The organism is Luteimonas flava (assembly GCF_036584485.1).
Classification (GTDB): Bacteria; Pseudomonadota; Gammaproteobacteria; order Xanthomonadales; family Xanthomonadaceae; genus Luteimonas; species Luteimonas flava.
In genome coordinates, this window is record NZ_JAZHBM010000002.1 from 87,501 (window position 1) to 105,898 (window position 18,398).

14 protein-coding genes are annotated in these 18,398 nt (G+C 69.2%); all 14 read left to right on the forward strand.

What is annotated here, in order from left to right; all coding sequences use genetic code 11:
- Positions 1–25 precede the first annotated feature (25 nt).
- Entirely contained in the window at positions 26–1,735 is a 1,710-nt protein-coding gene (locus V3391_RS07430) for an N-acyl-D-amino-acid deacylase family protein (protein ID WP_332077805.1), read from the forward strand.
- 102 nt (positions 1,736–1,837) lie between these two features.
- Positions 1,838–4,165 carry a TonB-dependent receptor gene (locus V3391_RS07435; protein ID WP_332077806.1) on the forward strand — a complete coding sequence of 776 codons (2,328 nt, stop codon included), beginning with the start codon at positions 1,838–1,840 and terminating at the stop codon, positions 4,163–4,165.
- Between the two features lie 20 nt (positions 4,166–4,185).
- Positions 4,186–5,226 carry an N-acetyltransferase DgcN family protein gene (locus V3391_RS07440; RefSeq protein WP_332077807.1) on the forward strand — a complete coding sequence of 347 codons (1,041 nt, stop codon included), beginning with the start codon at positions 4,186–4,188 and terminating at the stop codon, positions 5,224–5,226.
- A complete protein-coding gene (locus V3391_RS07445; RefSeq protein WP_332077808.1) occupies positions 5,223–6,338 on the forward strand; it encodes a YkvI family membrane protein in 1,116 nt (371 codons plus the stop codon). Before V3391_RS07440 ends, V3391_RS07445 begins: the two co-directional genes overlap by 4 nt.
- 32 nt (positions 6,339–6,370) lie before the next feature.
- Positions 6,371–7,954 carry a serine hydrolase gene (locus V3391_RS07450; RefSeq protein ID WP_332077809.1) on the forward strand — a complete coding sequence of 528 codons (1,584 nt, stop codon included), beginning with the start codon at positions 6,371–6,373 and terminating at the stop codon, positions 7,952–7,954.
- Between the two features lie 404 nt (positions 7,955–8,358).
- Positions 8,359–8,769, forward strand: a complete 411-nt coding sequence (locus tag V3391_RS07455) for a hypothetical protein (protein ID WP_332077810.1) — start codon at positions 8,359–8,361, stop codon at positions 8,767–8,769.
- Between the two features lie 48 nt (positions 8,770–8,817).
- The gene (locus tag V3391_RS07460) at positions 8,818–9,495 is read left to right on the forward strand and encodes a hypothetical protein (protein WP_332077811.1); all 678 of its coding nucleotides are present in this window, start codon (positions 8,818–8,820) and stop codon (positions 9,493–9,495) included.
- Between the two features lie 82 nt (positions 9,496–9,577).
- Positions 9,578–11,134 (forward strand): peptidoglycan-binding protein, encoded by a 1,557-nt coding sequence (locus V3391_RS07465; RefSeq protein ID WP_332077812.1) that lies wholly within the window; start codon positions 9,578–9,580, stop codon positions 11,132–11,134.
- A 107-nt stretch (positions 11,135–11,241) separates the two neighbouring features.
- Positions 11,242–12,183, forward strand: coding sequence for a Tle-like phospholipase domain-containing protein (locus tag V3391_RS07470; RefSeq protein ID WP_332077813.1), 942 nt, complete (start codon positions 11,242–11,244; stop codon positions 12,181–12,183).
- Positions 12,184–12,233: 50 nt separating this feature from the next.
- Positions 12,234–12,956, forward strand: a complete 723-nt coding sequence (locus V3391_RS07475; protein ID WP_332077814.1) for an ankyrin repeat domain-containing protein — start codon at positions 12,234–12,236, stop codon at positions 12,954–12,956.
- A gap of 323 nt (positions 12,957–13,279) precedes the next feature.
- Entirely contained in the window at positions 13,280–14,944 is a 1,665-nt protein-coding gene (locus tag V3391_RS07480) for a Tle-like phospholipase domain-containing protein (protein WP_332077815.1), read from the forward strand.
- Positions 14,945–15,058: 114 nt separating this feature from the next.
- The gene (locus V3391_RS07485) at positions 15,059–15,721 is read left to right on the forward strand and encodes an ankyrin repeat domain-containing protein (protein ID WP_332077816.1); all 663 of its coding nucleotides are present in this window, start codon (positions 15,059–15,061) and stop codon (positions 15,719–15,721) included.
- 109 nt (positions 15,722–15,830) lie between these two features.
- Complete coding sequence (locus V3391_RS07490; protein WP_332077817.1) at positions 15,831–17,480, forward strand: Tle-like phospholipase domain-containing protein; 1,650 nt, start codon at positions 15,831–15,833, stop codon at positions 17,478–17,480.
- 214 nt (positions 17,481–17,694) lie between these two features.
- Positions 17,695–18,348: an ankyrin repeat domain-containing protein gene (locus V3391_RS07495; protein WP_332077818.1), complete on the forward strand. Its 654-nt coding sequence runs from the start codon at positions 17,695–17,697 to the stop codon at positions 18,346–18,348.
- The last annotated feature ends 50 nt before the right edge of the window (positions 18,349–18,398 follow it).

Below are 18,398 nucleotides of genomic sequence, written 5' to 3' on the forward strand. Positions count from 1 at the left end.
TCATCCCGCACAGGAGTTTTCCGCCATGCCGCGTCTGACGCTCGCCCTGTTGCCGCTCGCCCTCGCCGCCTGCAGCACCGCGCCGGTGGTCGACACGCCCGCGCAGTACGACCTGCTGATCCGCAACGGCCTTGTCTACGACGGCAGTGGCGCACCGCCGCAGCGCGTCGACGTGGCCGTGCGTGGCGACCGCATCGCGGCGCTGCTGCCGCCGGGCAGTGCCGCGGCCGCCGACACGACGCTCGACGCGCAGGGTCGCGCGGTCTCCCCGGGCTTCATCAACACCCTGAGCTGGGCGACCGAATCGCTGATCGTCGACGGCCGCGGCATGAGCGACACAAGACAGGGCATCACGCTGGAAATCTTCGGCGAAGGCTGGTCGATGGGACCGGTCAACGCGCGCATGAAGGCCGACGCGCTCAAGCAGCAGGGCGACCTCCGCTACGACATGCCGTGGACCTCGTTCGGCGGCTACCTCGAGTTCCTCGAGCAGCGCGGCATCACGCCCAACGTCGCCTCGTTCGTCGGCGCGACCACGGTGCGCATCCACGAACTCGGCGAAGACGACGTCACCCCGACGCCTGCGCAGCTCGCCGGCATGCAGGACGTGGTGCGCGAGGCGATGCGCGAGGGCGCGCTCGGTGTCGGCAGCTCCCTGATCTATCCACCGGCGACATTCGCCGACACCGCCGAACTGGTCGCCCTGGCACAGGCCGCCGCGGAATCCGGCGGCGGCTATGTCTCGCACATGCGCAGCGAAGCCGACCGCTTTCTCGAGGCGCTCGACGAGACCATCGCCATCGCGCGCGCCACCGGGCAACGCGCCGGGGTGTACCACCTCAAGGCCGCAGGCGAACAGAACTGGCCGAAGATGGCGCAGGCCATCGCCCGGATCGAAGCCGCGCGCGCTGAAGGCCTGCAGGTCAGCGCCGACATGTACGCCTACACCGCCGGTGGCACCGGCCTGACCGCGAGCCTGCCGCCCTGGGTCCAGGCGGGTGGCCACGACGCGATGATCGCGCGGCTGCGCGACCCCGCGATCCGCGCGCGTGTGCTTGCGGACATGCGCAATCCGGACGTCGACTGGGAAAACCTGCGACTGCTGGCCGGATCCGACGACCGCCTGCTGCTGCTCGACTTCCACAATCCGGCGCTCAAGCCCTTGAGCGGGCGCAGCCTCGCCGACGTCGCGCGCGAGCGCGGCACCTCGCCCGAGGACACCGCGATCGATCTGATCATCGAGGACGATTCCCGGATCGGCACGGCCTACTTCCTGATGAGCGAAGCGAACGTCGAGCTCGGTCTGAAGCAGCCGTGGGTCAGCCTGGGATCGGATGCGGAATCCTCGGCGCCCGAAGGCGTGTTCCTGAAATCCAGCACCCATCCCCGCGCCTACGGCAACGTCGCGCGCTTCCTGGGGCACTACGTGCGCGACCGCGGACTCATGTCACTCGAAGAAGGCATCCACCGCCTGACCGGCCTGCCGGCCGCGAACTGGAAGCTGGAACAGCGCGGCTGTCTGCAGCCTGGCTGCTACGCCGACATCGTGGTGTTCGACCCGGCGGCGATCATCGACCACGCGACCTACGACGCCCCCCGGCAGTACGCGAGCGGCGTCGACGAGGTGTTCGTCAACGGCGTGCAGGTGCTGCGCGATGGCGACCACACCGGCGCCACGCCGGGGCGCGTGGTGCGGGGTCCGGGCTGGCGTGGCCGGCCCCCCGGCGGTCGGTGAGTGGCGCAAAAAATACAGCGCTCGGATTTCTCCAGATCTGTTGACAATTCTCTGATTGGGATCATGATCCCTGATCAGGATAATCGTCTGGGGAGACAACCGATGCACGCGTTCCGATCCGCACGTCCGTGGTTCCGCTCACCGTTGTCTCTCGCCATCGCCAGCACGCTGGCCTGCGCCGCCGCCCCCGTGCTGGCCCAGGAACGCGCCACGACGGCTGCCGAAGAGGCGGTCACGCTCGACTCGGTGGTGGTGACCGCCAACAAGCGCGTCGAGAACGTCCGCGACGTCGGCGCCTCGATCAGCGTGATCGGCGAACGCCAGCTGGAGAACATGGCTGCGAGTTCGCTGACCGATTACGCGGCGCTGATTCCTGGCATGCAGGTGCAGAGCAGCGGCACCCCCGGCCTGACCGCGGTCTCGCTGCGCGGCATCTCGACGCTGTCGTCGGGCGCAACGGTGGCGACCTACATCGACGAGGTGCCGGTCGGTTCGAGCGGCATCTACCAGAGCGCCGGCTCGCTGATGCTGGACCTGCTGCCCTACGACATCAGCCGCGTCGAAGTGCTGCGCGGACCGCAGGGCACGCTGTACGGCGCGGGCGCGATCGGCGGCCTGCTCAAGTACGTGACCCGCGCGCCGGACCTGGTCAATGAAGAGTTCCGTGCCGGCGTCGGCCTGCGCTCGGTATCGGACGGCGGGCAGGACTGGAACGGTCGCGTCGGCGTCAGCCTGCCGCTGCAGGAAGATCGCCTGGGCCTGCGCATGAGCGTCGCGCGCAACGGATTGCCGGGCTATACCGACAACGCGATCGATGGCCGCCGCGACATCAACGACAGCGAGCAGATCGGGGGACGCGCGGCGCTGTCGTGGGACGGCGAGATGGTCGATGTCGACCTGGGCGTGCTGCACCAGCGCATCGACGCCAGCGACCGGGCCGTGGTCGCCCTTGAGCCCGACACCTACGCGCCGCTCGGCGGGGAATTCGAAGGCAGGAACTGGCAGCGCCAACCGTTCTCCAAGGAGTTGACGCTGACCTCGCTCAGCGTGAACTGGGATCTGGGCTGGGCCGATCTCGTCTCCGCGACCGGCTGGTCGAAGACCAAGACGCTGGACCAGATCGACACCACGGTGCAGTTCGGCGAAGTCGCCGATCTGCTGCTGGGACTGCCCGAGCCGGGCAGCTCGAACGTGCGCTACACCTTCGACCTCGACAAGATCACCCAGGAGTTCCGCTTCAGTTCCAAGACCGGCGGTCGCTTCGAGTGGATGGCGGGCGTGTTCTACACCAAGGAAGACGCACAGCAGAACCAGGTCGCGTGGCTGGGCCAACGCGATGGCTCGCCGCTGCCGGCGCCGTTCGACGCGGCATTCGGCACCCTGGCGGTGATCGGCCTGCCGAGCACGTACGAGGAAGTCGCGCTGTTCGCCAACGCATCGTGGCGGTTCGGTGAGCGCTTCAAGATCGACGCCGGCCTGCGCCAGGCGCGCAACGACCAGTGGTTCAGCCAGAACGTCAGCGAGGGCATCCTCGCGCCGATCGGCGATGCGCCCGGCGAATCGACCGAAGACGTGTTCACCTGGAGCCTGAGCCCGCAGTTCAAGCTCGCCGAGGACACGATGCTGTACGCACGCGTCGCCACCGGCTACCAGCCGGGCGGCCCGAACGTCGCGCTCCCGGGGATTCCGCCGAGCGTCGACTCGTCGATGCTCGCCAGCTACGAGCTGGGACTGAAATCGCAGACCGCCGATCGCCGCGTGCAGGTCGACGTGTCCGCGTTCCGCATCGAATGGGACGACATCCAGGTGGCGTCGTCGTTCAACGGCATCGGCGGGCTGGTCAACGGCGGCGAGGCGAGCAGCGAAGGCCTGGAGCTGGCCTCGCAGTTCCGCGCCACCGAGGCCCTGTCGCTCGGCATCAATGCGGCCTACACCAAGGCGCGGGTGAAGAACGATTTCGAAGCCACGGTCATTCCGCAGGGCGCGTTGGATGTCGTGCTCAACACCGGCCTGGCCGGCGACCGCATGCCGTACGTGCCGACGCTGTCGTGGGCGGCGAACGCCGAGTACGCGTTCATGACCGCGCAGGGGCTGTCCGGCCAGGTAGGCGGCGTGCTGCGCTTCACCGGAGAGCGCTTGAGCGACACCACCGAGCGCCAGCGCGTCACCGCGCCGGGCGACCCCTCCACGGTGTTGCAGGAAGAAGTGACCGCGCCGCTGCGGCTCGACAGCTATCGCGCGCTCGATCTCTACGCAGGCATCGGCCGGGAACGCTGGGAGGTGCGCGCCTATGTCAGCAACGTCACCGGCGAAGGCGGCTACTCGTCGATGACGCCGGCGGCCGGCGCGCTCAGCGGCACGCTGGCCTACCTGGCTGCAGTACCGATCCAGCCGCGGACGTTCGGCGTCGAACTCGACGTCCGGTTCTGAGCCGGACGGACCCGGCCCCCATGCCCACTGCCGCCGTCGTGCCGCACGCCCCCGAGGCGTTGCCCCAGCCGTACCTGCTGTTTCTCGGAGACACCGTCGAACCCGGCTACGCGAAGACCGCGTACGGTCTGCGCGACTGGGCCCCCGAGCGGTGTCTCGGCGAGTTCGCCTGTCCGGGCGCGACGGTCAGCACCGGCCTGCCGCGCCTGACCCCCGCCCAGGCCCGTGCAGGGGGCGCGCGCGCGATGGTCATCGGCGTCGCCAACCCCGGCGGGCGGATCCCGCCGGCCTGGGTGCCTGCGTTGCTCGATGCCTTGCAGGCCGGGCTCGACCTCGTCGGCGGCATGCATGCCCGGCTGGCCGGCATCGACGTGCTGCGCAACGCGGCCATCGCGCACGGGCGGCGCCTGATCGATGTGCGCGAGCCGCCCTCGGACCTGCCCGTCGCCAGCGGCCGAAAACGCACCGGCAAGCGTCTGCTCACCGTGGGCACCGACTGCGCCCTGGGCAAGAAATACACCGCCCTGTCGCTGGCGCGCGCGTTCCGCGACCGCGGCCTCGATGCCACGTTCCGCGCCAGCGGGCAGACCGGCATTCTGATCGCCGGCGCGGGTGTGCCGATGGACGCGGTGATCGCGGACTTCGCGGCCGGCGCGGCGGAATTCCTGTCACCCGATGCCGATCCGGCGCACTGGGATGTCGTCGAAGGCCAGGGCTCGCTGTCGCACCCGGCCTATGCGGGCGTGTCGCTGTCGCTGCTGCACGGCAGCCAGCCGGACGTCATCGTCGTCTGCCACGCAGTCGGACGCGAACGCATGCTCGGCCATGCGCATTACCTGGTGCCGTCGATCGAGGAGACCATCGACCTCGCGCTGCGACTGGGCGCGCGCACCAATCCCGCGATCCGCTGCGCGGGCGTCAGCCTCAACACCGCGGCGCTCGACGATGCGGACGCGCAGGACGCGATCGCATCCACCGCTGCCCGCCTGGGCCTGCCGGTCGCGGATCCGGTCCGCGGCGGCGCGGCCTTCGAGCGGCTGGTCGACGCCTGCCTCGCATGACGTCCCGGGCCAGCTGGTTCCAGCGCTACCTGTTGCCGGGCTTCGTGTTCCAGGCGGCGGTGATCGCCGGCGGGTATGCGACCGGGCGCGAACTGGTCGAGTTCTTCCTGCCGGCCGGTCCCTGGGGCGGCCTGCTCGGCATGACGGTCAGCATGCTGGTGTGGAGCGGCGTGCTGATGGTCAGCTTCGAGCTGGCCCGCGTCGCCCGCGCCTGGGATTACCGCGCGTTCTTCAAGGTGCTGCTGGGCCGCGGCTGGTTCGCGTTCGAGATCGGCTACGTGCTGTTGATGCTGGTGATCCTGGCGGTCATGGGCGCGGCCGCCGGCGAAATCGCCTTCAGCCTGTTCGGCCTGCCGAAGGTGGCGGGCTCGCTGGCGATGATCGCCGCCACGGGCGCGCTGCTGTTCTGCGGCAGCGCCGCGATCGAAAAATTCCTGGTCGCCTCGGTCGGCTATCTGTATCTGGTCTACGTGGTGTTCGTGATCTGGGCGGTGGTGGCATTCGGCGACCGCATCGGGACGAACTTCGCGTCGGTGCCGGTCGAGGCCGGGTGGTTCAAGGCCGGCGTGACCTACGCCGGCTACAACGTCGCCACCATTCCCGCGGTGCTGTTCTGCGTGCGCCACTTCGGCCGTCGCCGCGAGGCACTCGCCGCCGGCGCGCTGGCCGGACCGCTGGGCATGCTGCCGGGTGTGGTGTTCTACATCGCGATGATGGGCTACTACCACGAGATCGGCGCCGAGGCCCTGCCGTCGGCGTTCCTGCTGGCGAAATTGCAGGCGCCGTGGTTCGAATGGGTGTTCCAGATCGCGGTGATGCTGACGCTGGTGGATACCGGCGTCGCGCTGCTCCACGCCCTCAACGAACGTGTCGCCAACACATGGGCGGAGCGGCAGCGTCCGATGCCGCGCGCGCTGCGTCCGGCGCTTGCGGTCGGCGTCATGCTGATCGCGGTGTATGCCGCCACGGCCGTCGGCCTGGTCGACCTGATCGCCAAGGGCTACGGCACGCTGACCTGGTATTTCCTGGCGATCTACGTAGTGCCGCTGATGACCTGGGGCGTATGGCTGCTGTGGCGCCGCAGATCGATCGACGTGACCCCCCTGCCTTGAACGAGACGTCCGCGAGGACGGGAGACGCTGTCATGCCGAACCCTCTGCCGGCCATCGCCGGAGTGCTTCTGTCGCTGTGCGTCCTCACCGCCGCTGCGGCGCCGCCTGCCGGTTTCGATGCGCGGGTCGAGGCCGCGATGCAATCCCGCGACGTGCCGGGCATGGCGATCGCGATCGTCGAGGACGGCGAGATCGTGCACGCAAAAGGCTATGGCGTGCGCCAGCTCGGCGCACCCGAGCGCGTGGACGCCGACACCATTTTTCCGACCGGTTCGACCGGCAAGGCGGTGACGGCGGCGGCGCTCGCGATCCTCGTCGACGACGGCAAGCTCGGCTGGGACGACCGGGTCATCGACCATCTGTCCGATTTCCGCATGTACGACCCCTGGGTCACGCGCGAGATGACGGTGCGCGATTTGCTGCTGCACCGCAGTGGCCTAGGGCTGGGTGCGGGCGACCTGCTGTTCATTCCCCGCACCTCGCGCAGCCGCGCCGACATCGTGCGCGCACTGCGGCACATCCGGCCGGCCACGAGTTTCCGCAGCGGTTACGCCTACGACAACATCCTCTACATCGTCGCCGGCGAAGTGGTGGCAGCGGTCAGCGGACAGGACTGGGAAACCTTCGTGCGCGAGCGCATCTTCGCGCCGTTGCAGATGCGCACCGCGACCAGTCACGAGGACGATCGCTTCGCGACCGAGAATCGCGCGCAGCCGCATGCGCGTTTGGATCCGCGCCTGCGCGGCCTCGGCCCGCAGCAGCTGCTGCCGGAAAGCGAAGGCCTGGGCCAGGTCGGTGCCGCCGCGGGCGGGTTGTCCTGGAGCGCGCAGGACTTCGCGCGCTGGCTGCAGGTGCAGCTCGCGCTCGGCGCGCTGCCTGACGATCGCGGCCGGCTGTACAGCGAAGCTTCGGCGCACGAGATGTGGACGCCGCAGGTACCTGTGCCGATCCGCCCTTACCCGGCGCCGATCACCGACATCACCCCCCAGTTCTCCGGCTATGCGCTGGGCTGGAACGTGCAGGACTACCGCGGCATCAAAGTCATCCAGCACGGCGGCGCAGTGTTCGGCGTACTGGCCTTCACCGTGCTGGTGCCCGAGCGGAACATCGGCATCTCGCTGCAGATCAATTCCGAAGACGTCGACGTCCTGCGGGGGCTGGGTTTCGAGCTGCTCGACCATTACCTCGGCTTCGAGCCCCGCGACTGGGTCGCGGCATTCGCCACCTGGAATCAGGCGCGCCTCGCCGACGGCCTGGCCGCGCTGGACGCGACCGGCGTGCAGATCCGCAGGGCAACCCGGCCGTCGCTGTCGCCAGCCGCTTACGCCGGGACCTACGCCGATGCCTGGTACGGCCCGATCACCATCACCGAGACAGGCGGCAAGTTGCGCATCGACTTCCACCAGACGCCCGGCATGCAGGGCACGCTGACCCACTGGCAGTACGACACCTTCCGGGTGGCCTGGGACGACGCGGCGATCGAGCCGGCGTCGGTCGCCTTCTCGCTGGACGCGGAAGGCAAGATCGCGCAGATCCGGATGCAGGCGATCTCGCCGACTGCGGATTTCAGCTACGACTACCAGGACCTGCTGTTCGAACCCCAGACACTGAAGTAGCGCTGCACATCTGCATGGCGCGTCCGCGTCCGGGTTTGTCGGACACGCCGGCGCGTTGATCGCCGACACGCGCGTTTGTCGAACCGGGAACGTCCGCACGCGTTTCGACGGCAGAAATCGTCGATGCTCAACGACCCGGGCGTCGATGTCGCGCTTGCGGTTGTGACGACGCCAGAACAGTGCAGAAAATGGACAGTAGAAATCCAGTGGCAGAAATCCTCGCAGACGCGCTGAACGTCTGGGCGTGGTGCACGACTGTTGTACGCGGCCAGCAACGCGCATGTGGCAGCGACGATTCAAGGTGCAGGACCGGTGCCCGTCTGGGTTCAACACGCAGCGCCGGCACGATCTCGAGCACTTTGCGTATGCATTGTGGTGTCGCCGTCATTCTTTCAGTCGTCCTCGTGGCATGCGCGCCCGCATCGAACTCCGCGGCGGCGCAACCGGCGGCGACTTCGACGGCATCCGCCTGCCCGATCGATTCGTTCGATGTCTTCATCGAGCGCTTCGGTCGCGAAATCGCGTTCCAGGAACTGACGACCGCCGATCCGCTTGTTGTCGAGCGTTACGACACCGCGGCCGAGCCCGAGCCCCGCCGCGTTGTGGCGGATGTCGCGCTTGCGGACGTGGTCTGGCCGGTGATGCCGCGTCTCGACCTCGTCGGCGGCAGCGGCCGCACCTACGACATCGCGGCGGTCGCGGATGGCCGCATCGAAGTGCAGGTCCGGACGCCCGACACCAGCGACCAGCAACGCTACGTCTTCGGAAAATCGCCGTGCTGGCAGCTGCAGCGCGTGGTCGACGAGTCGATCTGACATCCCTCGCGCGCAATGTGCAGCGCGATCCGTCTCAAGGAGTGATCGATGCACCTGACATGGAGGTTCGCGCCGCTCTGTTCCGCGCTGCTGCTCGGCTGCGTCGCCCAGGAGGAACCGGTCGCGATACCGTCCGGACCCGACATCGCAACGACCGCGGATGCTTCGCAGATGCCCGCGTCGCACGAACCGCCGACCGCGACGCCGCCGGATGTGGATGATCCGGCCGCCTTCGTGCCGCAGGGCGCGACCCTGGTCGATACCGTGCAGGGCGATCTGACCGCGCGTGGCAGCGCCGACGCGTTGATCGTGTTCTCGCCGGCCTCGACGGACGGACGTGCACTCGGCGATGGTCCGGCGCGCACGGTCGTCCTGCTGGCCCGGGATGCGACGGGCACTCTGCAGAACGTGGCCGAGAACGCGCGCATCGTGCCGTGCGCGCGCTGCGGCGGCATGGCGGGCGATCCCTATGCCGGCGCCCGGATCGAGGCAGGCACCGTGACGCTGGCGGTGGCCGGCGGATCGCGCCAGCGCTGGTTCCACGACTACGTCTTCCGATACGCGCCAGAGCGCGCGACCTGGCGGCTCACGAACGTGGCCCGCGGCGTGACGGACACGCAGACGGACCTGCAGACACACGAGGCACTGACCGCGGCGGACTTCGGCGACATCGATTTCGCGGACTTCGACCCGGCACGCCTTCCCCCGGCGCCGGTGCTGGATTGACGCCTCGAGGCATTGCCGACCAATCGAGACATGACGAACCCGCACGCTTCGTCGAAACGCACCCAGTAGAAGGAACTGCACGATGACCACGGAACGGGAAGCACAGCTCCTGCGTGATGCCTATGCAGCCGGCATCACCCGACCGCGCGAACTGGCGAACTTCATCGCCCAGGTCGGTCATGAATCGGGTGGGCTCGAACGCCTCGAAGAAGGTTTCCGCTACACGCGCAGCGCCGAGCAGATCAGCGGCAACGTGCGCTCTGCCCTGCGCCAGGGTCGCGATGCGCTCGAGGCCGCTCGACTGGAGGCGTTGGCGGGCCGGCCCGAAGCACTCGCCGAACTGATGTATGGCGGGCGCATGGGCAACAGCGAGCCGGGCGATGGCTATCTGTATCGCGGGCGCGGCTACATGCAACTGACCGGCAAGCACCAGTACGCCGCTGCCGGTGAAGCCTTGGCACTGGACCTGGTCGGCAATCCGGATCTCGCAGCGCGGCCCGAGCACGCGTCGCGCATCGCCACCTGGTACTGGCAGCAGAACGTGCCGCCTGGCTCGCGTGAGGATGCACGCGCGGCGGGAGCATCGATCAACGGGACCGATCCGCCGAACGGGCTGGACGACCGGGTGCAACGCTTCGAACGCTGGGCGCGCGAGCTCACGCCGGACCGTATCCAGACGTTGTCGAACGCGCGCGCGGTCGAGGCCGACATCGAAACGCCGGCGGCCGGATTCGCGCAGACGATGCGCGTCATGCTGCCGCCGCAGTCCGGGATCGCGCCGCACGTGACCGGCCATTACGGCGAACAGCGGGGCGCGCATGCGCACGGCGGCACCGACTTCAACTATGTCGGCGGGCAGACCGGGGTCAATCTGGCGCATCCGGTCGTGCACAGCCCGGTCGCGGGCGTGGTCACGTTCTCCGGTGGGGCGTTCGGCACCGTGAAGATCCGCGATGCGCAGGGGTACTCGCACGAGATCCTGCATCTCGATGCCCGCCAGGTCGAAGCGGGCCAGGCGCTCGCGGCTGGCGATCCGATCGGCACCATGGGCGGCCGTGGCCCGGAAGGCCAGGCGCAGTACGCACGTCACGTGCACTACCAGTTGCGGGATCCCCAGGGCGCACTGCTCAGCCCGGAAAACTTCTGGAACCGCGCCCCCGTTCCGGTGCAAGGAGAAGCGCAGGCCGATGCATTGCTGCGCGAAAGCAGCCGCGGCAACGACGTCCGTCACCTGCAGACCGCGCTGGCCGGACTCGGTTTCACGGATGCGCGTGATCGCGCGCTGCAGGTCGACGGTGTGTTCGGCGCACGGACCACCGAAGCCGTGCGCGCGTTCCAGCAGGCGCAGGGTCTGGAAGTCGATGGCATCGTGGGACCGGCCACGCGCGGCGCCCTCGAACAGGTGTCGCGACGCCAGCCGGCCGAGCCGTCGACTGCGGTGCCTGCGCCGGGCGCGGCGGCGTCGCCACTCGACGCACTGCTCGCAGCCGCGCGGTCCGGCGACCCTGCCATGCTCAAGGGCGCGTTGGATGATTTCTCGGAGACCGCACTCGGTCGGACCTTCGCCGTCCAGGTCGCGCGTGCAAACGCAACGCCAGACGCGCCTGAAGCCGCACCCGAGCAGGGCTGCGCGCGCTGATCGTCTGCATCGATGAATGGGATGGCGCCGCGAACTGGGGTCCACCCCAGCTGTCGACGCGCGCCATGTATGCCTAGGGTCGATCCATCGGTTCTGTGGAGATGGTCATGAGCTTCAGCGTCCAGTCGTCCAGCGTTTCGCCTTCGAGCCTGCAGGCGATGCCGCCGCCGGATGTCCTGCGTGCGCAGTCGCAGGGCGCGCCGCCGCTGCCCACGGGCAGCTACCAGCTCGAACCCGGCTATCACCCGCAGCTCGGCGCCCTGTTCGCGACCGGCGGGAACGCCGCGAACGCGGCGTCGTTCGACAGCCAGGTGCGCGGTCAGGAATCGCGGGCGATCGATCTGGACCTCATGCAGATCTCGGCCGCGGTCTACGATCCGGCCGTGCAGCAGGTCGGCGACTGGAGCCGGGTCAGCGATGCGGACCTGATGGCCGCCGGCATCGATCCCGCACTGCTGGAGAATCCGCAGAGCGGATTCCGCGCCGGCATCTACACCGACGGCGACGGCAACCACGTGCTGGCGTTCGCCGGATCGAACGATCTGAAGGACTGGACCGGTGCGAATTTCCGCCAGGGCGTGGGCTGGCAGTCCGAGCAGTACGACGAAGCCGTGCAGCTGGCGCAGCTCGCCTCCGCCGCTTATGGCGTCGATCTGGCCATTACCGGACATTCGCTCGGCGGCGGATTGGCCGCGACGGCCGCGATGGCCGTCGATGGCGCTGCGGTGACCTTCAATGCCGCCGGCGTGCACGACCGCACCATCGAGGGCCTGGGTCTCGATCCCGCAACCGCCAGGGCCGACGCCGCCGACGGTCAGATCCGCCGGTACAACGTCGACGGCGAAGCGCTGACCAAGGCCCAGCAGGACATCTGGGTGGTGAACAACATTCCCGATGCGCCCGGCCACGAGATCGTGCTCGACGACCCCGCGCCGCTGACCGGCTTTGACCGCTTCAATCCGATCTCGATCGTCTCCCACAGCATCGCCAAGCACATGCAGGACGTGGTGATCGAAGCGCTGTCGCAGCAGCAGCCCTGGGCGAACTGATCGGATCCGTGTCGACGGGATGCCCGCGGCGGCTGTGTGAGAATGCGGGCATGCGCGCCGCAGTCCTGAGCCTGTTGCTGATGTTGTCCGGCGCCGCCTGCAGTGGAGACGCAATGGACGCTCGAGCCGCTTTCACCGATGCCAGCGCGGCTGCGCTGGCCGATGCCGTCGCCGACGACGATGCCGCTGCCGTGCGCACGCAGGTGCAGGCCGGCGCCGACCCGAATGCCCGTGGCGACCAGGGCGTGAACCTGCTGCAGATCGCGATGCTGGCCCAGGCCAAGAACGCGTTGACGGCATTGCTCGATGCCGGCGCCGATCCCAATGCGCCGGGACTCGGCGGCGCGACGGCGGTACACGGTGCGGCGATCGCCGACGATCCCGGGTATCTGAAGATCGTGCTCGACCGCCGCGGCGATCCCGATGCCCGGCACGGCGAAACGCAGGCCACGCCGCTGGCGGGCGCGACAGGCCCGCGCACCGATGCGCAGTTCCGGATGTTGCTCGCGGCCGGCGCCGATCCGGGCGCCGCCGATCGCACCGGCAACACGCCGCTGCACAAGGCCGCGATGATCAACGCTGGCGACCACGTGCTGGCCCTGCTGGATGCCGGCGCCGATCCGCTGGCGAAGAACGGGCAGGGCGCGACCTTCCAGCGCTTCTTCTTCAAGACGCCCGATGCCCGTCTCAACGACGCGGCCCGCGCGAAGCGCGAGGCCGTCGTGGCGTGGCTGCAGGCGCATCAGGTGCGACTCGAGGCCGGCGCCGACTGAAGGTGTCGCCCGTCGTCGATGCCGGCGTGCCGCTCGGTCACTTGAAGTCGCAGGCGGGCTGGACTGATTGAAGGGTGCCTCGAGCGCGTCCGAATGTGCGCGCATCGCGCGTGGGCGAACGTGCGTGGCGGGGCATCAGCACGAAGACGTCCCGGCCCCCGTTTCTTGTGCGTGCACGGAATCGGATCGCCCACTGCGCGTCCCGGCCGCAGTGTCTCCAAAGCCGAACCGGCGCAACCGCCGCCCTAGGACCCGCCCTAGATGGCAGCCGCCGCCGCCCGCGCTAGCGTGGAGTCCTCGAAAAGCCCGGGTGGAGCACGGTCATGTCCCTGACCATTGGTGATGGCATCGGTCGCGTCCAGGACACCTGGCGTCCGCAACAGACACCGCTCCAGTCGTACGGACCGCCGTTGCCGCCGCCGCAGAGCGGCACGTACCGACCGGATACCAGCTATCACCCGCAGGTCCAGGCGCCGGGCTCCGGGCCCACGCAGAGCCAGGGGCAGGGCGGCACCAGTCCGTATGCGATCCCCGCAGGCAGCACGCTCGACGAGGTCGCCAGCGGCACCCAGGCGCAGCCCTTCGACGTCACCCTGTCGCAGCTCGCCACCGCCGTCTACGGCACGCGCGGCGCGCCACCGCCGGGCTGGGAGGCGGTCAGCGACCAGCAGCTGATGGACCAGGGCGTCGCCGATCCGCAGGCCTGGCGGCTGCAGTACCTCGGCGCCAACGATGCGGTACCGACCAACGCCCAGGAATTCCGCGCCGAGGTCTACACCGACGGCGCCGGCAACTACGTGCTGTCCTACCGCGGCACCGCCGAGGGCGGCCCGGACTGGGAGAACAACTTCCGCCAGGGCCTCGGCTACGAGACCAACGACGGCGACAAGTTCAGCGTCACCGCGGTCAACACCGCCCGCGAGTTCGCGAACGTGTTCGGCGACAACGGCGCCAATTCCTCGAACCTCGCGATCACCGGTCATTCGCAGGGCGGTGGTCTCGCCAGCGTCGGCTCGTTGGCCAGCGGCATTTCCGCCGTCACGTTCGACGCGTCGGGCATCCATCCCAACACCCTCGACCGCATCGGGATCGATCCGCAGGCCGCGCGGGACAGCGCCGAAGGCGGCCAGATCCGCGCCTATTCGCTGTCCAGCGATGCGCTGACCAACGCGCAGGACAGCTGGATAACCGGCGTCGTCGCGCCGGATGCGCTGGGCACGCAGATCGTCGTCGACCCGGCGGCTGCGGACGTCGACAACATGTTCTCCAATTACGGGCCGATCGAAGGCTTCTCGCAGGCGCAGAGCGACACGCTCAACACGGTGGTCGAAGCCGCGCGCGATCCGGTGACCGGGCTGTTGATGACGACCGCGATCGCGCCGGTGACCACGGCCGGTGGCGCGCTCGTGGGCAGCCTGTTCGGCAATCCGCTCGTTGGCGCCGCAGCCGGCGCGCTGGCCGCACCCGCGCTCGTGTTCGGCGGCGGCGAACTCGCCTACGCCGCGATCAGCCACAGCCCCAACGCGCTGACCGCCGGCATGATCGAAGCGCAGCCGTGGCAGGCGGGCTACCAGAACCCGTCCTCCACCGGCCGCGATCTGCAGAACCTGCTGCCCGATGCGACCAAGGACGACTACGCGCGCAACGTGCATGACTTCGCCACAGACGTCGACACCGTGGTCGCCAACGAATTCGCCAATGGCCAGTACCTGCAGGGCGGTATCAGCCTGGCCGGTGACTTCGCCGAAGGCGCGTTCAATTCCGCCGGTGACACCATCGACGGCTATGCCGACCAGCTGGCCGGTGTGGTCGACCGCAACATCGGCGGCTGGGGTGGCAGCGCGCTGTCGACCGTGATCGACGGTGCGGGCGATGTCGCCGAGTTCACCACCGACGTGGCCGGCCAGGTGACCGAAACCCTGGCCGACGGCGCGGGCTGGGTGGCCCAGGGCGCGACGAACTTCGTCGGTGGCCTGTTCGGCCGCTGAGACTCACGGACCGCGCATGTGCCGTGCGTATGATCGGGCGCTGACATGACCCGCCTCCGCGCCCTGTCTTCAATCGTCCTTCTCCTCTGCGCCGCAGGGTGTGCACAGCCGTCCATGAGCAACGACGCATTCAATTCGCCGACGACGGCGCAACTGGCCGACGCCGTCCGCCGCGGCGACGCCGCCGAGATCCGCCGGCAACTCGAACACGTCGCCCCCGATACCCCGGGGAGCGACGGCGAAACGTTGCTGATGGAAGCGATCCGCCAGCGCCGTGCGGCCAGCGTGGATGCGCTGCTCGAAGGCGGCGCCGATCCCAACCACGTCAATGCGCGCGGCGACACGCCGGTGCACGCGGCCGCGTTCTCCGGTGATCCGGCGATCCTGCGCGCGGTGATCGCCAAGGGCGGCGATGTCGACGTGGCCAACCCGCACACGGGCGCGACGCCACTGGTGCAGGCATTGCTGTCGCCGAACGCCGGCCAGGCCGAGGTCTTGCTGGATGCGGGCGCCGATCCCAATCTGGCCGACCGCAATGGCGACACGCCGTTGCACGTCGCCGGCCGTACCAATGGCGGCGCGGCGATCCTCGCGCTGCTGCGCAAGGGCGCCCGGCCGCAGACGGAAAACTCGCGCGGCGTGACCTTCCAGCACGAGTACTTCGGCTTCCCCGCGAACCTGCTCAACGACCGTGCCCGCGCCGAGCGGCGCGAGATCGTCGCCTGGCTCAAGGCCAACGGCGTGCCGCTGGAAGCGAACGTCGCCGCGACCTACTGAGCCGCTGTCGCCCTGAACGGGCGCGCCGCGACCTAGGGTCCGCACCAGCTGTCCGGCGTCGCCCCGGCCCCCTATCGTCGGAGCTATCGTTTCCGTAGGTGCGCGCGCCATGAGCCTGTCCCCGGTATCCGGCAACAACACGCCCGTCGATCCGTTCCGCGATTTCGCGCTCGATCCGGCGCTGCAGGCCTCGTCCGCGCTGCAACCGCGTACGCCTGCGAACGTCGACACCAGTGCCGGCTTCCCGCGCGGCGACGGCAGCTTCGCCGATTCGGTCCGCGGCACCGCGCCGCAGCCAGATCAGGACCTGCAGTTCGCCCTGATGGCGAACGACAGCTACACGCTGACCGGCCCCGACGGCGTCACCGGCACCGCGGCCGAGGCCGATCTGCAGGCCGCCGGCTGGAACCGTCTCGAGCCCAGCGCCGACGGCACGCATCTCGTCGATGCGCAGGGCAACCAGATTCCGATCTCGCCCGACGCGCTGCACGACGCGCAGACCGGCTTCGACGCGGCGATCTACCAGAATGCCGAGGGCCAGTACGTCGTCGCCTATCGCGGCACCGACAGCTGGGGGCTGGGCGCGGGCGGCGATTCGCGTGCGAACGGCGGCCAGGGTCTCGGCATGGAGACCGCGCAGTATTCGCAGGCGATGGAACTGGCGAATATCGCGGTGGATACCTTCGGCACCGGCAACGTCGCGATCACCGGACACTCGCTGGGTGGCGGCCTCGCTTCGGCCGCGATGCTGGCGACCGACGTGCCGGGCGTGACCTTCAACTCTTCCGGCCTGAGCAACAACACGCTGACCAGCCTGGGCTTCAATCCCAATGCCGCTCGCGGCGAGATCGCCGACAGCGGCCAGATCCGCCGTTACGTCGTCGATGGTGATCCGCTGACGCTCGCGCAGCAGGACATCCCGATCATTCCGGTGCTGAGCATGTCGCCGCCGAACGCGGTGGGCACCGAGCTGCGCGTCGCGCCGCCCGAGGGCATGGGCCGCTTCGACATGCTCGGCCTGCACGGCGGTGGTGGCGACAATCCGTCCTACGTCGAAGCCCTGCGCCAGAACGAAGCGCAGGCGCCGGTCGACCGCTCGGGCACCAATCTGGGGCTGGCGCTCGGCACGCTCGAGAACATCGGTGAGCACAACCTCAACCAGCTGGGCTCGCTGGCCAACGGCATCGGTGGTCTGTATTCCGATGGCCGCTCCACGGTGACCGAAGCCGTCAGCGGCATCACCGATGCGGTGCAGAACGACTACGGCAACGGCCGCTATGTCGGCGGCACCTTCAGCATCGCCGGTGACGTGGTCGACGGCGTGGTGGGTCTCGGTGGCGACGCGATTTCCAACACCCTGGGCACCGCGGGTGACGTGGTCGAAAACATCACGAATCTCGGCGGCAGTGTGCTGCGCGATCTCGGCGACCGCACCGGCTTCGATGCGCCGTTCGATGCCGTCGCCAGCGGCGTCGAATGGACCGGCCGCGCGGTCGACACCGTGGCCGATACCGTCGGCGACGGTGCGCAGTGGGGGTTGGACAAGGTCGGTGACGGCGCCGAGTGGGTCATCGATCGCGCCGGTGACGGCGCCCAGTGGGTCGGCGACCGCGTGGTCGACGGCGTGACCTGGACCGGCAACCGCATCGCCGACGGCGCACGCGCGGTGGGCGATGCCGCCAGCTGGACCGGTGACCGTCTGGCCGATGGCGCGCGCTGGGCCGGTGAAAACCTCAACCCGGTCAACTGGTTCCGTTGAGTCCCGCGATTCCCGGCTGTCTCTGCGCCCGGGATTCCCGCACCCTGTCACGACGCCCGACTGCCGGTCGGGCTAGGCTGATGGCTTGTACCGCTTCGGAGGCCTCGCCATGATGGGTGTCGCTTCGATCGCGCCATTTCCGCAGTGGCGGATCATCGCCTGTATCGTGTTGGCACTCGCTGCCAGCGGCGCCTGCGCCAGACAAGGAACGAGCATGACCCAGGACCACGCCACCGATCCCGCCGCCTCCGCGCTGTCGCGCGCCGCGAGTGCGGGCGATGCTGCAGAGATCCGGCGCCTGATCGCCGACGGCGCCAATCCCAACGCCAAGGACACCCAGGGCTCGCCGCTGCTGCAGGCGGCGATCCTGCGCGGCGATCGTCGCGCGTTCCAGGCGCTGCTCGATGCCGGCGCGGACGCGACCACCGGCGCGGCCAACGGCAACACCGCCGTGCATCTGGCGGCCATGCAGGATGACGCCAGCTATCTGAAGACCTTGCTGGCTGGCGGCGCGTCCGCCGACACGCCGAATACCAAGAACGGCGAGACGCCGCTGTTCAACGCACTCGAAGCGCGCAACGACGAGAACATCCGCTTGCTGCTTGACGCCGGCGCGCGCGCGGACGCGGCCGACGCGTTCGGCGCGACCCTGCTGCACAAGGCTGCACGCATCAACGCCACCGGCTGGGTGGTGCGCTTCCTCGAAGCCGGCGCCGATCCGACCGCCCGCGACCGCGTCGGCGTGACCTTCCAGCCCTCGTTCTTCCGCGCGCGCGACGCAGTGCTGTCGGCCGATGCCAAGCGCGACCGCGAGACCGTGCGCGAGTGGCTGGTCGCGCGGCAGATTCCGGTCGAAGACAAGCACTGATTCGACGCGTCGCCCTGCGCGGTTGGGCGCTTTTGGCCGTATCCGAGCAC

Coding starts and splice junctions, on each gene's coding strand:
- V3391_RS07430 (WP_332077805.1), top strand. CDS start 26: ATGCCGCGTCTGACGCTCGCCCTGTTGCCGCTCGCCCTCGCCGCCTGC.
- V3391_RS07435 (WP_332077806.1), top strand. CDS start 1,838: ATGCACGCGTTCCGATCCGCACGTCCGTGGTTCCGCTCACCGTTGTCT.
- V3391_RS07440 (WP_332077807.1), top strand. CDS start 4,186: ATGCCCACTGCCGCCGTCGTGCCGCACGCCCCCGAGGCGTTGCCCCAG.
- V3391_RS07445 (WP_332077808.1), top strand. CDS start 5,223: ATGACGTCCCGGGCCAGCTGGTTCCAGCGCTACCTGTTGCCGGGCTTC.
- V3391_RS07450 (WP_332077809.1), top strand. CDS start 6,371: ATGCCGAACCCTCTGCCGGCCATCGCCGGAGTGCTTCTGTCGCTGTGC.
- V3391_RS07460 (WP_332077811.1), top strand. CDS start 8,818: ATGCACCTGACATGGAGGTTCGCGCCGCTCTGTTCCGCGCTGCTGCTC.
- V3391_RS07465 (WP_332077812.1), top strand. CDS start 9,578: ATGACCACGGAACGGGAAGCACAGCTCCTGCGTGATGCCTATGCAGCC.
- V3391_RS07470 (WP_332077813.1), top strand. CDS start 11,242: ATGAGCTTCAGCGTCCAGTCGTCCAGCGTTTCGCCTTCGAGCCTGCAG.
- V3391_RS07475 (WP_332077814.1), top strand. CDS start 12,234: ATGCGCGCCGCAGTCCTGAGCCTGTTGCTGATGTTGTCCGGCGCCGCC.
- V3391_RS07480 (WP_332077815.1), top strand. CDS start 13,280: ATGTCCCTGACCATTGGTGATGGCATCGGTCGCGTCCAGGACACCTGG.
- V3391_RS07485 (WP_332077816.1), top strand. CDS start 15,059: ATGAGCAACGACGCATTCAATTCGCCGACGACGGCGCAACTGGCCGAC.
- V3391_RS07490 (WP_332077817.1), top strand. CDS start 15,831: ATGAGCCTGTCCCCGGTATCCGGCAACAACACGCCCGTCGATCCGTTC.
- V3391_RS07495 (WP_332077818.1), top strand. CDS start 17,695: ATGACCCAGGACCACGCCACCGATCCCGCCGCCTCCGCGCTGTCGCGC.